The following is a 13,021-nucleotide window of genomic DNA, read 5'->3' as shown; positions in this document are numbered from 1 at the left end:
CCATTGGTCGCCACTGTCAGATCTGACAGTAGCAAGTCAGCGCCGGGCTACGGTTCCATGACAATTGGCCCAACCTGTCGAGGCGCAACATGACTCTGCTCGAATCCGTTACCCACGTGTGTACGCGCCTGGCGCCTGGCGGCTGGCATTCACTGATGCTCGCCCACGGCCTGGACTTGCTGGCTGAACCGCTGGCGGCGGAACTGCACAAGCCCCTGAAAATCGACCGGTCAATACCCGGATTTACTGATTTCGCAACGACCGGCAGGCGGGCGATCGAGGCAGGCGCACCGGCGCACAGCCTGCTGTATCACGCGCTGGCCTCGCCAAACGTGCTCAGCGATAAAAACGGCCAGACATTACAGCTGTTCCCCACTGCCGCCGAGATCGAGACCGTGCTCGACTATGTCTACAGCGTCAGTCCGCCCACGCTCGACAGCCTGCGCCACAAAGCCCGGGGCGCGCCGTTGGCGGTGGTCGCGTTTGCCAGTGAATATCGCTGCGCCGCCGACACCGTGCATGGCCGGCATGCCGACCTGTGCTTCTCGCGTACCGGTATCGCCCGCGTCGGCACCGCCCCCCCGTGCTATGACGCAACGCTGCGCAGTTTCCTGCCCTTCGTCGACGATGATCCGCACGGCATCCGGGTGATGCCAGTGCGCTACAGCGCCTACATTGCCGTGCAACTCAAGGGCGATGCCGAGCGCTTCGGGCCGATGGATTTTCAGATGGACCTCGACCCCGGACTGGATTTCTGGGTGCCCGTGCACAAGCTGTTCAATGGTTCGCAGTGCCTGGAGGGTCTGAACCTGACGGTGACGCTGGGCAACCACCAGATCAACGAAAAACTGCGGCATGTCCATTTGCGCCACAGCGGCACCGGTTGGCAGGAACCGCAGATCAGCCAGCCACCCTTCGTCGTCACGGAAAATCTTGCGCATTGGGCCTCGACTGTAGATCTCGGCCCCGGTCTGCTGGTGCCTGAAGCCAGAGCCCGGCTGGTGGCGCCCGTCGAATATCAGGGGCAGCCCTTGTCCTTTATGCTGCCGGCCAATACCGGCGGCATGGTGCACGGACGTCATCGGGTCGAAGCGGATGGCAGCATCGAAGACCTGAACGAGCATGAAGGTGTCGAGGCGTTGGTGCGTCAGGGCGGTTATCGCGCCTTGCATTATCAGGACGGCACTGCCGATGGCTGGGTGTTGCCACGCTGCCCGATGCTGGAAAACCATTTGCCGGCCATCGCGGCCTATTCGCTGATCGGCCCCCCGGACTTCTATCCGTTATGCAGTCAACGCAAGCTGTTGCACTGGGTCAGCGACGAACCAGCGTTACCAAGTGCCGGTCTCTGGCACGCCCGACTTGAAGCGCTCTCCAACGTACGCTACTGCGCCAACCTCGATCTGCAGGATCAACTGTTCTCCCCGACTGACCGAGGGGTGAGCGCCATCGTTGCCCTCGCCGATCAAACCGACACGGTGCAATCCACTGCCCCGCTACCACCGTCATCGCGGCCGACCTCACTGCCCGACGGCGCCGCCGGGGTGTTCGGGCCTGGCTGGGAGGTCGGCTGGGTTCGCCAGCGCACGGCAGACGACGAGTGGATCAACGTCCTCGCCGGCTATCAGATGGCCAGCCCGTTTCCCGAGGATGCGAAGATCTGCGCAGCGCTAGGTTCTTTCTGGCCCGGCGTGGCACCGGATTCGGCACGGGTATTTGAGCCGCGCTCGACGCTGCACAGCATCATTCCCCTGACCGATGAAGAAATCGGCATGGGCGGCCTGGCCTGGGATAATCAGCGCGGCCCTCAACTCATCACTCAAGACGATCGGCTGATCGTCCAGTACCACGCGTACGCCCATGCCGATTACACACAGGTGGCCCTCGATGGCCAGTTCTCCCTGAGCACGACCGGCCACACGGCGCAAACCGTGTATCAGCAGCGCGTGCGCTCGATGTATCGCGTGTACCGTGCGCTCGGCGCCGCCAGCGATAAACCCATGCGCAATGCCTGGCCACTGTTGTCGTTCGTTGACGTGCAGCGGCCGAACGCGGAACTGGACAGCGCGCAGGCGCAAGCAGGGCAGCTCCTCGACGGCTGGGTGCAGCGCTTTTTGCTGTACAAGCGCGGCGCCGTGCAGATCCCTGCAAGTGATTTCAGGTTGCGCCACGTCGAAGTCGAAGAGCTGGTGATCTTGCTGCTCAGCGCCGATGCAATCCTGATCAAACGCGACACCCTGCCATGGCGGGTCGCCCATGAAACATTTTGATGTTGTGGTCGTCGGCGCCGGCCCTGCGGGCTGCGCAACGGCAATCAGTTGCGCCCGTCACGGGCTGCGCGTGGCCTTGATCGAACGGCAGGCGTTCCCCCGGTTTCGCCCCGGCGAAAGCCTGCATCCGGGCATCGAACCGCTGCTACGACAACTGGGGGTCGCCGAGCAGCTATGTGGCCGCGCGGCACGGCGCTTTGACGGCCACTGGGTGCACTGGAACGGTGTGCCGCGCTTCAATGCCTTTGGCGCCGATGATCGCGGCGCCTGGCTGGGCTTTCATTTGGAGCGGGCGCAACTGGACGCGACGTTACTGGCGCAAGCGGCGACGTTGGGGGTGGAGATCAGTCAGCCCTGCCGGGCACGGCGAGTGCTGACTCAGGCCAGTCGGGTGATCGGCGTGGAGACCGACAGCGCACGCCTTTACGCGACCTGCCTGATCGATGCCAGTGGCGCTTGCGACTGGCTCGCTCGCCAACTCGGTCTGCCGGTTCGCCACTGTTCACCGCCGCTGGTGGCGCGTTACGGCTATTTGCAAGGTCACAGCGCAACCTATGCAACAACCGCGCACTTGCTGGCCGATCCTGACGGATGGACCTGGATCGCCCAGGTTGAGCCGCAGTTGCTGCACTGGACGCACCTGACGTTCGAGAACAACAGGCGCTCGACGAGGCTTCCCGAGGCCCTGCAAGCTTTGCCAGCCGTAGGGCGGATACGCGGCGCCGATGTAACCTGGCGCATCATCCCGGCCGTCACCGGTGCTGGCTATTTTCTGGTGGGCGATGCCGCCAACCGGCTCGACCCGGCGTCCTCCCACGGCGTGCTCAAAGCGTTGATGAGCGGTATGCAAGCCGCGCAAGCCGTAGCGGATTGTTTGCTCCAACCGGCCTTGCAAACAGCGGCGCAGGCGCAATATCGCCAATGGCTGAACGCAGGATTTGCACGCGATGTGGCGCACCTGCGCGACTTCTATCGTCTGCATCCCTGCCCGCCGTCGTGGCTGCCTGCGGCATGACTTACAGGACGCTGGCGAGCACGCCCTCTTGGTGAAACTGCCGCAACAACGCCGATCCGCTGTCCATGAACGTTTCGGTGTCGGCCACCCCTGCTTCTACTGCCAGATCTTGCAATTGCTGGCGGCCATCAAGGTCAGGAAACGCTTCAATGCGCTGTAACAGGCGCCAGGCCAGCGGGCTCAGCTCGGAAAACTGCACATTCCAGTCTGCCGTGCGCCGCACCAGCAACAGCGTCGGATGCGCCGGCGGTGTGGCGGGCTGATGGTTCGGATCAAGTGCATGCACCGGCCACACATACGCCAATGGCCAGGCCAGTGCCGAGATCTGCAGCGGACGCTCCAGCAACAGCGCCGGATCGCTTGGCGGCAGCGCCTGAGCATCGGACTGCTGCAAGATCATCTCGACCCATTCGTAATGCGCCAGCTCCAGCAGAAACGCCGGCCACTCGCCATCGCGCAACACCTGCGGTGGCGACGCGAGATAGTCGAGAAACGTTTCGGCAATCTCTCCAAACTTTGGGGTCTGCGCCCGCCACTCGCGCAAAAAGCCTCGTACGAGCAGGCCCCAGCGTTGTTCCCCGATGATCCGGATCAACACCGGAAACGTGCCGCTCAACAATTGCGAAACGTTGTTGAACACCAGATCGCGATAAACGTTGACCCGCGCCACGTTCATGTCGGCCGGTGGCGATTGATGTTCAGGATCGCGCAAATACCGGGTCAGCGCCTGTTGTTGCAGTATCAGGTTATCCATGAGGGCGACCTCCGGCTTGCAGTTGGCGAATGGTATGCAACTCAGCGACCAGTTCGGAAAATGCCGGGAAATTGAAATCCCGCTCAAGCAGCGTTGGCTGCGCGCCAAACCGCCTATAAGCCTCCGCCAGCAGAGACCACACGACCGGTTTGACTGAGGCACCATGGGTGTCGATTTTCAGCGTATCGGACTCATCGAAATGCCCCGCCACATGCATCCCGACCACCCGGTCCGGCTCGATACCGGCGAGGAAGGTTTGCGGATCGAAGCCGTGGTTGATCGCGTTGACATAGACATTGTTGACGTCCAGCAGCAGGTCGCAATCGGCCTCGCGCAGTACGGCATTGGTGAAGCTCACCTCGTCCATGTCCTGGCGCGGGGCGGCATAGTAGGAGACGTTTTCCACGGCCAGGCGCCGGCCGAGAATGTCCTGAGCCTGACTGATCCGCGCGGCAACGTGCTGCACCGCTTCTTCGGTGAACGGCAACGGCAGCAAGTCATACAGATGCCCGTCATCGCTGCAGTAACTCAGGTGCTCGCTGTACAGCGGCACGTTGTAATGGTCGAGAAACACCCGGACCTCCTGCAAGAATCCGACATCCAGCGGCGCCGACCCGCCCAGCGACAGCGACAAGCCGTGACAGGACAACGGATAGCGCTCGGCCAGTTCACGTAACGCCGCACCGTGCGCGCCGCCTACTCCGATCCAGTTTTCCGGGGCGACTTCGAGAAAGTCGAAGGCGCCGCCACGGGCAGCCTGCAGGTCTTTCAGCAGACCACGGCGCAGGCCGAGGCCAACACTGGGTGGCATTGATGAGGGCGGCGTATGCATGGGATGTACCTCAGCAGTGGGTTTGCCACATTTGAGCCGCCGGATGTATTGCGGTTGTGTGCAGATGACCGGGCATTTGCAGCCCTGTGTGTCCCACCATCACGGCGATACACAGTGATACAGATTCTCTGCCGATCAATATTGTGGGAGCGAGCCTGCTCGCGAAAGCGTCAGCACTGCCAATACCAGAATTGCCTGAAATGCCGCCTTCGCGAGCAGGCTCGCTCCCACAGGTTTTCGTTGCTCACAAATACAGCGCCGCTCCCGGACCGGGGCTAGACTCCTTTATTACCCAGTCGAGGGGGACGCAGGACGTCAGCCGTGCCCTGCCCAACTCCGTGACCACCGCCCGGTGGCGCACGCCTCGACCCTCGACGCCGCCGGACCGTGATCCTGTTTCAGGAGCACACATGATGGATGAGGCGAAGCTCAACGAATTCATGGGCAAACTGGTCAACGACATGGGCGGCGCGGCGATGCTGGCCAATGTCATCGTCGGCGAAGAGCTCGGGCTGTACCGGGCAATGGCCGACAGTCAGACGATCAGTGCCGATGCCCTCGCCGCCAAAACTACCTGCAACCCGCGTCTGGTTCGTGAATGGCTCAGCGCCCACGTGGCGTCCGGCTACATGGAACACCACGACGGCCAGTTCCGTTTACCCGAAGAGCAAGCGCTGGCCCTGGCCGTCGAAGACTCGCCGGTCTACGTCGCTGGCGGCCTCGGGGTGGTGGCGTCGTTTTTTCACGACAAGGACAAGCTGGTCAAAGCCATGCGCGGCAACGGCGCTTTGTCCTGGGGCGATCACCACCCGTGTATGTTCACCGGTACCGAGCGGTTCTTCCGGCCCGGCTACAAAGGTCACCTGATTGCCGAATGGCTGCCGGCACTGGACGGCGTGGTGGCCAAGCTTGAGCAAGGCGCGAACGTCGCCGATATCGGCTGCGGTCACGGCGCCTCGACCGTGATCATGGCCCAGGCGTTTCCCAACTCGCGTTTCGTCGGCTATGACTATCACGCGCCCTCGATCACCGTCGCCACCCAGCGCGCCGAGGAAGGTGGCGTCAGCAGCCGGGCGAAGTTCTTTCAGGGTTCGGCGAAAAGCTACCCCGGCGACGACTACGACCTGATCTGCTATTTCGACTGCCTGCACGACATGGGCGATCCGGTCGGTGCCGCCCGTCACGCCTATAACTCGCTGAAAGACGATGGCACGGTGTTGCTGGTCGAGCCGTTCGCCAACGACACACTGGACGACAACATCACCCCGGTTGGACGGCTGTTCTACGCAGCCTCGACGTTTATCTGCACCCCCAACTCGCTGTCGCAGGAAGTCGGCCTGGGCCTGGGGGCGCAGGCCGGGGAAGTGCGTCTGCGCAAAGTATTCGCCGAGGCCGGTTTCAAGCAGTTCCGCCGGGCCACGCAAACGCCGTTCAACCTGATTCTGGAGGCACGTAAATAATCCGCTTTTAAAACTGTGGCGTGGGAGCTTGCGCCCTCGCCACCAAGGTTGGTGCTAACCTGCGCGCACTGCCCACTTCGGAGCGCTGACCATGCTCGACAACCCGACCCGCGAACACCTCGATACGCTGCAAGAGGTGATGGCTGATGGCGATTTCCTCGTGCTGACCGGAGCCGGCATCAGCACGCCGTCGGGCATTCCGGATTACCGCGACAGCGACGGTGTGCGCCGTGGCCGGCAGCCGATGATGTACCAGGAGTTCCTCGCCGCCCCCGAGTCGCGCCGCCGCTACTGGGCGCGGGCCATGCTGGGTTGGCCGAGGGTGCGTCAGGCGCAGCCAAATGCCGCGCACCAAGCGTTGGCCGGATTGCAGCGCCATGGGCTGATCCACGCCTTGATCACCCAGAACGTCGATACCCTGCACGATCAAGCCGGCAGTCACGATGTGATCGAACTGCACGGCAGCCTGCATCGCGTCCTCTGCCTGGACTGCGGCCAGCGCAGTGAGCGCGATTCGATTCAACAATTAATGGAAATGCACAACCCGTATCTGGCCGGGGTCGATGCAGTCCAGGCGCCGGATGGCGACACCCTGCTCGACCCGGCCTTCGAAGCGCGCTTTCAGGTGCCGCGCTGCCCGCATTGCGCTGGCGAGCGGATGAAACCGGACGTGGTGTTTTTCGGCGAGAACGTCGCGCAGCCCACGGCGGCAAGGGCGATGGCGGCGGCAGAGAATGCAGCGGGGATGTTGGTGGTGGGGTCTTCGTTGATGGCGTACTCGGCGTTTCGCCTGTGCCGGGTGATTGCCGATCGTGGCAAGCCGTTGATTGCGATCAATCTGGGCAAGACCCGCGCGGATGATTTGCTGGATTTGAAGATTGAAGCGTCGTGTGAACAGCTTTTGCCGTTGTTGGTTGAAGTGCTGGATCGGTGAGTTGCTGCACTTTGTGCTCGACTCCGGACCCAAGCCCCTCACCCTAGCCCTCTCCCAAGGGAGAGGGAACTGACCGAGTTGTCAGGACTTAATACTGCGACCTGAAAATTTCGAGCCGAACCCATCTTTTGAAATGCCCCCGATCAGCTCCCTTCCCCCTCGCCCCCTCTGGGGGAGAGGGTTGGGGTGAGGGGGTAGATCTCACAGTCGCCCCAGATCTTCAGCCTTGAGAATATCGAACAACGCCTGCGCCGCCGCCGACAGTTCATTGCCCGGCTCAGTCAGCACGCCGATAGCCCGCTCCACCGAGTCATCCAGGGTCAGGCAGTGGGCGCCGAGTTCCTGCATCTGCTCGGCGCACAACGCCGGCACAGCACTGACGCCCAGACCACTGGCGACCATCCGCCCGACCGTGGCCAGTTGATGGCTTTCAAATTCCACCGGCAACTTCATGCCTCGCGCCTGCAGGTGCTCTTCGAGCATCACTCGCACCGTCGAAGGCCGCTGCAAGGTGATGAACGGCTCCTGCAATAACGTCTGCCAATCGATCTCGCCGCGCTGCGCCAGTGGCGAATCCTTCGACACCACCGCGACGAAGCGATCCACGTACAACGGCGTAAACGTCATCGAAGTGTTTTGCATCGGCTCGAACGCCACGCCCAGTTCCACCTGACGGTCACGGACCATTTCCAGCACTTGCTCATTGATCACGTCATTGACCGTGACGTTGACGTTCGGGTAGCGCGCACGAAACGTCTTGAGGATCGGCGGCAGCAGGTTGCCGGCAAACGACGGCATCGCCGCCAGCGTCACCCGCCCGCGCTGCAAGCTGAAGCGTTGGCGCATTTCGTCTTCGGCGTTATCCCAGTCGGCGATCAGCCGCCGCGCCAGCGGCAGCAAGGATTCACCTTCCGCAGTCAGCGCGACATTGCGTGTGTTACGGCTGAACAGGCGACCGCCCAGGCCCTCTTCCAGCGCTTTGATGGTCAGGCTCAAGGCTGATTGCGACAGGTGCAGACGCTCGCAGGCCACGGCGAAGCTCAGGCTCTGTGCCACAGCGAGGAAGGCGCGGATCTGTTTGATGGTCATACTCGCTTCGCTCCAGTTGTAAGCTACAAGCGTTAAGCGGCGAGCCATGATGATCGTTCCCACGCTCCTGCGTGGGAACGCAGCCCGTGACGCTCCGCGTCACTGGACGCGGAGCGTCCCTAGAGGCATTACCACGCGGAGCGTGGGAACGATCAAAGCAGCACGCCATAACGCGATTATTGAGTTTTATCTATTAATAAACCTTAAAAATCAACTTAACAAATATATCCTCCAGCGAGACACTCCAACCATTCGGCTAGCCAGCCGCCCGCAAATAATAAAAGAGGTGCATATGGCAGGTTTCGACAAGCGCGTGAGTTCCTACGAGGAAGCCCTGGCCGGGCTTGAGGACGGCATGACCGTTATCGCCGGCGGCTTCGGTCTGTGCGGCATTCCGGAAAACCTGATCGCCGAGATCAAACGCAAAGGCACCCGCGACCTCACCGTCGTTTCCAACAACTGCGGCGTCGACGGTTTTGGCCTCGGTGTGCTGCTCACCGATCGTCAGATCAGCAAAGTCATCGCCTCCTACGTCGGCGAAAACAAGCTGTTCGAAGAACAACTGCTCAAAGGCGACATCGAAGTCATCCTGACCCCGCAAGGCACCCTCGCCGAGAAGATGCGCGCAGGCGGCGCCGGCATTCCGGCCTTCTTCACCGCCACCGGCGTCGGCACCCCGGTCGCCGAAGGCAAGGAAGTACGCGAATTCAAAGGTCGTAAGTACCTGATGGAAGAATCCATCACTGGCGACTTCGCCATTGTCAAAGGCTGGAAAGCCGACCATTTCGGTAACGTCATCTACCGTCACACCGCGCAGAACTTCAACCCGCTGGCGGCTACCGCCGGCAAGATCACCGTGGTTGAAGTCGAAGAAATCGTCGAACCCGGCGAACTCGACCCCTCGCAGATCCACACCCCGGGCATCTACGTCGATCGGGTCATTTGCGGCACGTTCGAAAAACGCATCGAACAGCGCACCATCCGCAAATAATTCAGGCTGACGGAGAATAAAACCATGGCACTTACCCGCGAACAAATGGCTCAGCGCGTCGCCCGCGAAATGCAGGACGGCTTTTATGTGAACCTCGGCATCGGCATTCCGACCCTGGTCGCCAACTACATTCCCGAAGGCATGGAAGTCATGCTGCAATCGGAAAACGGCCTGCTCGGCATGGGTCCGTTCCCGACCGAAGACACTATCGATGCCGACATGATCAACGCCGGCAAACAAACGGTGACTGCGCGTATCGGCGCGTCGATCTTCAACTCCGCCGAATCGTTCGCGATGATCCGTGGCGGTCATGTCGACCTGACCGTGCTCGGCGCGTTCGAAGTGGACGTCGAAGGCAACATCGCCTCGTGGATGATCCCCGGCAAACTGGTCAAGGGCATGGGCGGTGCGATGGATCTGGTGGCCGGCGCCGACAATATCATCGTGATCATGACCCACGCCTCCAAGGATGGTGAGTCGAAACTGCTATCCAAGTGCAGCCTGCCGCTGACCGGCGCCGGTTGCATCAAGCGCGTGCTGACCGACCTCGCCTACCTGGAAATCGAAAATGGCGCTTTTGTCCTCAAGGAACGCGCACCTGGCGTCAGCGTCGAGGAAATCGTCGCCAAAACCGCTGGTAAACTGATCGTCCCGGATCACGTACCGGAAATGCAGTTCGCTGCCCAGTGAGGAATTCGAAAATGCAAGACGTCGTAATTGTTGCCGCCACGCGCACCGCGATCGGCAGTTTCCAGGGCTCCCTGGCCAGCGTGTCCGCGGTTGATCTGGGCGCGGCGGTGATCCGCCAGTTGCTCGAACAAACCGGTCTGGACGGTGCGCAGGTCGATGAAGTGATCATGGGCCAGGTGCTGACCGCCGGCGCCGGCCAGAACCCGGCGCGTCAGGCCGCGATCAAGGCCGGCTTGCCCCATGCCGTGCCAGCAATGACCCTGAACAAGGTTTGCGGTTCGGGCCTCAAAGCCCTGCATCTGGGTGCGCAAGCGATCCGTTGCGGCGACGCTGACGTGATCATCGCCGGCGGCCAGGAAAACATGAGCCTGTCCAACTACGTCATGCCGGGCGCACGCACCGGTCTGCGTATGGGCCACGCGCAAATCGTCGACACCATGATCAGCGATGGCCTGTGGGATGCGTTCAACGATTACCACATGGGCATCACCGCCGAGAACCTCGTCGACAAATACGAGATCAGCCGCGAACAGCAAGATGCTTTCGCCGCCGCTTCTCAGCAGAAAGCCGCCGCCGCGATTGAGGCCGGTCGTTTTGTCGATGAGATCACGCCGATCCTGATCCCGCAGCGCAAAGGCGATCCGGTTGCCTTCAAGGTTGATGAACAGCCGCGTGGCGACACCACTGCCGAATCCCTGGCGAAACTGCGCCCGGCATTTAAAAAGGACGGCAGCGTCACGGCCGGCAACGCTTCGTCGCTGAATGACGGCGCCGCTGCGGTCATCCTGATGAGCGCCGAGAAAGCCAAAGCCCTCGGTCTGCCGGTTCTGGCGAAAATCGCTGCCTACGCCAACGCAGGTGTTGATCCTGCAATCATGGGCATCGGCCCGGTTTCGGCCACCCGCCGCTGCCTCGACAAGGCCGGCTGGAACATCGGCCAGCTCGATCTCATTGAGGCCAACGAAGCCTTCGCTGCGCAATCGCTGGCGGTGGCCAAGGATCTGCAATGGGATCTGGACAAGGTCAACGTCAACGGCGGCGCCATCGCGTTGGGCCATCCGATCGGTGCATCGGGTTGCCGCGTGCTGGTGACCCTGCTGCATGAAATGATCAAGCGTGATGCGAAAAAGGGTCTGGCGACCCTGTGCATCGGTGGCGGTCAGGGTGTGGCGCTGGCGCTGGAACGCGCATAACCAGAGTTCAACAGTGAATGGCGGATCCACGACATCCGCCGCTTGCTGGCAACAAAAACCCGGTGCGACTTGCGTTGCACCGGGTGTTTTTTTGCCTGTTGGAAATGTGCGTTGAGTGTTCCGGCGCCTTCGCGAGCAGGCTCGCTCCCACAGGGAATGCATTTCAGAATGTGGGAGCGACGGTGCGACGATTCGACCTGCTCGCGAAGAGGCCCGCCCGGCCAGCGAAAATCTAAGGCTTGCGCAACAAATACGTATCCATGATCCACCCATGCTCGGCCCGCGCCGCCTTGCGCACCCGCTCGATCTCATCCGCAACATCCGCCAGCCTGCCGCTGATCAAAATCTCGTCCGGTGTGCCCAAGTAGGCGCCCCAGTAAATCTCGGTATCCTGATCGGCCACCCGGTGATACGAATCTTCAGCATCGAGCATCACCACCAGACTGTCCGCATCACTCACCAGCCCTGCCGCCAAACGCCGCCCGGTGGTGATTTCGATGGAACGACCGATGGTGTTCAACGGCACCTTGTGCTGCGCCGCCAACGCCTGAACGCTGGTGATCCCGGGGATCACCTCAAACTCGAAGGCACACGCGCCCGAGGCCAGAATCGTCTGGAGGATACGCACGGTGCTGTCGTACAGCGCCGGGTCACCCCACACCAGGAACCCGCCACACTGACCGTCAGACAATTGGTCATTGATCAGCCGCTCAAAGGTCTGCTGCTTGGCGCGGTTCAGCTCATCGACACTGGCGGCGTAGTCGACATCGCCGCGTTCGCGCTCCGGACTGTGGGCCTCGACGAAGCGGTAGTCAGGATTGTCGATATAGCGCTCACAAATCTCGCGACGCAGGTCGATCAGCTTGTCCTTGCTCTGGCCTTTGTCCATCAGAAAGAACACGTCGACCCGATTCAACGCCTTCACCGCCTGCATCGTGATGTAGTCGGGATTGCCGGCACCGATGCCGATCACCAGCAGTTGTTTCATCACAAAGCTCCTTTAAGACACAGGCGCCAGCGCCCGGTGAAGCGCAGTTCGAGCAGCGACAACGGTTCGACATCGATGTCATGCAACGCCGAACCGCGCAGCACGTGGATCAGCGCGGCGCGGATGACAAACGGATGCGTCACCGCCACGACATGTCCCGACGTGCCTTGCAGGTTAGCTAGCCAAATCGCCACGCGCTGGCATAACTGCGCCACTGACTCACCGTCATGCGGAGTGGCGTGGGGATCTTCCAGCCAGGCGTGCAGCGCGGCGTCTTCCGAGGCTTGCAGGGCTTTGATCGACTGGCCATGCCAGCGTCCCCAGTCACAATCGCGCAGCGCCTCATCAATCTGCGCATCCGAGCCAAACCATGCCGCTGTCTGGCGCGTGCGCAACTCCGGCGCGCAAATCAAGCGTCGCGCGGCGTCGAAACGCTCGGCCAATTCGCCCGGTGTCAGCGGGCTATTTTCAACAGGTTCATTCGTAGGAAAACACGCCAATTTCTGTGCGACGGTTCGCGCATGGCAAATCAATGTCAAACGAGTGGTCTGCACAGGGATCGCTCCGGTGGGCCTTCATGAAAATCAGCGGCGCAAAGCCGTTGTGTCGGCAATTGTGCCGTAAACCGAGGGTTGCAGGGTTGTTGGATCGCCCCGGCATGTGCGGACAAAAGCAAAAATACGGCAATCTCTGACACTAACGTGGGCGATGGACTACAAGCCCTGTCGAAGTCCGTGTGGCCCTTGTTACACAGGCGTCTCGCCCCATTTTGGGGCCTTTTCAACACGCGGAAAAATTCACTAGA

Annotated in this window: 12 protein-coding genes; 7 read left to right on the top strand and 5 right to left on the bottom strand. The window is 61.6% G+C overall.

The window, feature by feature from the left end; translation table 11 throughout:
• The first annotated feature begins 89 nt into the window (after positions 1-89).
• Both J0G10_RS12370 and J0G10_RS12365 read left to right on the top strand, forming a co-directional pair.
• Positions 90-2,270, top strand: coding sequence for a hypothetical protein (locus tag J0G10_RS12370; protein ID WP_220558569.1), 2,181 nt, complete (start codon positions 90-92; stop codon positions 2,268-2,270).
• Positions 2,257-3,285, top strand: a complete 1,029-nt coding sequence (locus J0G10_RS12365) for an NAD(P)/FAD-dependent oxidoreductase (protein ID WP_220558568.1) — start codon at positions 2,257-2,259, stop codon at positions 3,283-3,285. Before J0G10_RS12370 ends, J0G10_RS12365 begins: the two co-directional genes overlap by 14 nt.
• A 1-nt stretch (position 3,286) precedes the next feature.
• On the opposite strand, the gene J0G10_RS12360 is transcribed toward J0G10_RS12365, so the two are convergent.
• Positions 3,287-4,039, bottom strand: a complete 753-nt coding sequence (locus J0G10_RS12360) for an HvfC family RiPP maturation protein (protein ID WP_220558567.1) — start codon at positions 4,037-4,039, stop codon at positions 3,287-3,289.
• Positions 4,032-4,871, bottom strand: coding sequence for an HvfB family MNIO-type RiPP peptide maturase (locus tag J0G10_RS12355; RefSeq protein ID WP_095047506.1), 840 nt, complete (start codon positions 4,869-4,871; stop codon positions 4,032-4,034). The genes J0G10_RS12360 and J0G10_RS12355 overlap by 8 nt, the downstream gene beginning before the upstream one ends.
• A gap of 413 nt (positions 4,872-5,284) precedes the next feature.
• Between J0G10_RS12355 and J0G10_RS12350 the strand changes: the two genes are divergently transcribed.
• Together J0G10_RS12350 and J0G10_RS12345 are read left to right on the top strand one after the other, a co-directional pair.
• Positions 5,285-6,331, top strand: coding sequence for a class I SAM-dependent methyltransferase (locus tag J0G10_RS12350; RefSeq protein ID WP_220558850.1), 1,047 nt, complete (start codon positions 5,285-5,287; stop codon positions 6,329-6,331).
• 91 nt (positions 6,332-6,422) lie between these two features.
• Entirely contained in the window at positions 6,423-7,265 is an 843-nt protein-coding gene (locus J0G10_RS12345) for an NAD-dependent protein deacetylase (RefSeq protein WP_095124725.1), read from the top strand.
• A gap of 201 nt (positions 7,266-7,466) precedes the next feature.
• Here J0G10_RS12345 and J0G10_RS12340 read toward each other — a convergent pair whose 3' ends face one another.
• Positions 7,467-8,354 carry a LysR family transcriptional regulator gene (locus J0G10_RS12340; protein ID WP_095124726.1) on the bottom strand — a complete coding sequence of 296 codons (888 nt, stop codon included), beginning with the start codon at positions 8,352-8,354 and terminating at the stop codon, positions 7,467-7,469.
• A 292-nt stretch (positions 8,355-8,646) separates the two neighbouring features.
• Between J0G10_RS12340 and J0G10_RS12335 the strand changes: the two genes are divergently transcribed.
• The 3 genes from J0G10_RS12335 to J0G10_RS12325 are packed head-to-tail and all read left to right on the top strand — an operon-like array spanning position 8,647 to position 11,228.
• Positions 8,647-9,345 (top strand): CoA transferase subunit A, encoded by a 699-nt coding sequence (locus J0G10_RS12335; protein ID WP_016983257.1) that lies wholly within the window; start codon positions 8,647-8,649, stop codon positions 9,343-9,345.
• A gap of 24 nt (positions 9,346-9,369) precedes the next feature.
• Positions 9,370-10,035 carry a CoA transferase subunit B gene (locus J0G10_RS12330; protein ID WP_093439005.1) on the top strand — a complete coding sequence of 222 codons (666 nt, stop codon included), beginning with the start codon at positions 9,370-9,372 and terminating at the stop codon, positions 10,033-10,035.
• An 11-nt stretch (positions 10,036-10,046) separates the two neighbouring features.
• The gene (locus J0G10_RS12325; RefSeq protein ID WP_095047509.1) at positions 10,047-11,228 is read left to right on the top strand and encodes an acetyl-CoA C-acetyltransferase; all 1,182 of its coding nucleotides are present in this window, start codon (positions 10,047-10,049) and stop codon (positions 11,226-11,228) included.
• A 232-nt stretch (positions 11,229-11,460) separates the two neighbouring features.
• On the opposite strand, the gene cobF is transcribed toward J0G10_RS12325, so the two are convergent.
• The gene (gene cobF / locus J0G10_RS12320; RefSeq protein WP_220558566.1) at positions 11,461-12,216 is read right to left on the bottom strand and encodes a precorrin-6A synthase (deacetylating); all 756 of its coding nucleotides are present in this window, start codon (positions 12,214-12,216) and stop codon (positions 11,461-11,463) included.
• The gene (locus J0G10_RS12315) at positions 12,216-12,770 is read right to left on the bottom strand and encodes a histidine phosphatase family protein (protein ID WP_220558565.1); all 555 of its coding nucleotides are present in this window, start codon (positions 12,768-12,770) and stop codon (positions 12,216-12,218) included. The genes cobF and J0G10_RS12315 overlap by 1 nt, the downstream gene beginning before the upstream one ends.
• Positions 12,771-13,021 lie beyond the last annotated feature (251 nt).

The sequence above is a fragment of the Pseudomonas germanica genome, from assembly GCF_019614655.1.
GTDB classification, from domain to species: Bacteria; Pseudomonadota; Gammaproteobacteria; order Pseudomonadales; family Pseudomonadaceae; genus Aquipseudomonas; species Aquipseudomonas neuropathica.
This window is presented reverse-complemented; position numbering and strand designations above follow the sequence as displayed.

What these genes read in the sequence shown, in the direction of transcription:
- J0G10_RS12335 (WP_016983257.1), top strand. Translation starts at nt 8,647, where the DNA reads ATGGCAGGTTTCGACAAGCGCGTGAGTTCCTACGAGGAAGCCCTGGCC.
- J0G10_RS12340 (WP_095124726.1), bottom strand. Translation starts at nt 8,354, where the DNA reads ATGACCATCAAACAGATCCGCGCCTTCCTCGCTGTGGCACAGAGCCTG.
- J0G10_RS12370 (WP_220558569.1), top strand. Translation starts at nt 90, where the DNA reads ATGACTCTGCTCGAATCCGTTACCCACGTGTGTACGCGCCTGGCGCCT.
- J0G10_RS12325 (WP_095047509.1), top strand. Translation starts at nt 10,047, where the DNA reads ATGCAAGACGTCGTAATTGTTGCCGCCACGCGCACCGCGATCGGCAGT.
- J0G10_RS12360 (WP_220558567.1), bottom strand. Translation starts at nt 4,039, where the DNA reads ATGGATAACCTGATACTGCAACAACAGGCGCTGACCCGGTATTTGCGC.
- J0G10_RS12350 (WP_220558850.1), top strand. Translation starts at nt 5,285, where the DNA reads ATGGATGAGGCGAAGCTCAACGAATTCATGGGCAAACTGGTCAACGAC.
- cobF (WP_220558566.1), bottom strand. Translation starts at nt 12,216, where the DNA reads ATGAAACAACTGCTGGTGATCGGCATCGGTGCCGGCAATCCCGACTAC.
- J0G10_RS12345 (WP_095124725.1), top strand. Translation starts at nt 6,423, where the DNA reads ATGCTCGACAACCCGACCCGCGAACACCTCGATACGCTGCAAGAGGTG.
- J0G10_RS12355 (WP_095047506.1), bottom strand. Translation starts at nt 4,871, where the DNA reads ATGCATACGCCGCCCTCATCAATGCCACCCAGTGTTGGCCTCGGCCTG.
- J0G10_RS12365 (WP_220558568.1), top strand. Translation starts at nt 2,257, where the DNA reads ATGAAACATTTTGATGTTGTGGTCGTCGGCGCCGGCCCTGCGGGCTGC.
- J0G10_RS12330 (WP_093439005.1), top strand. Translation starts at nt 9,370, where the DNA reads ATGGCACTTACCCGCGAACAAATGGCTCAGCGCGTCGCCCGCGAAATG.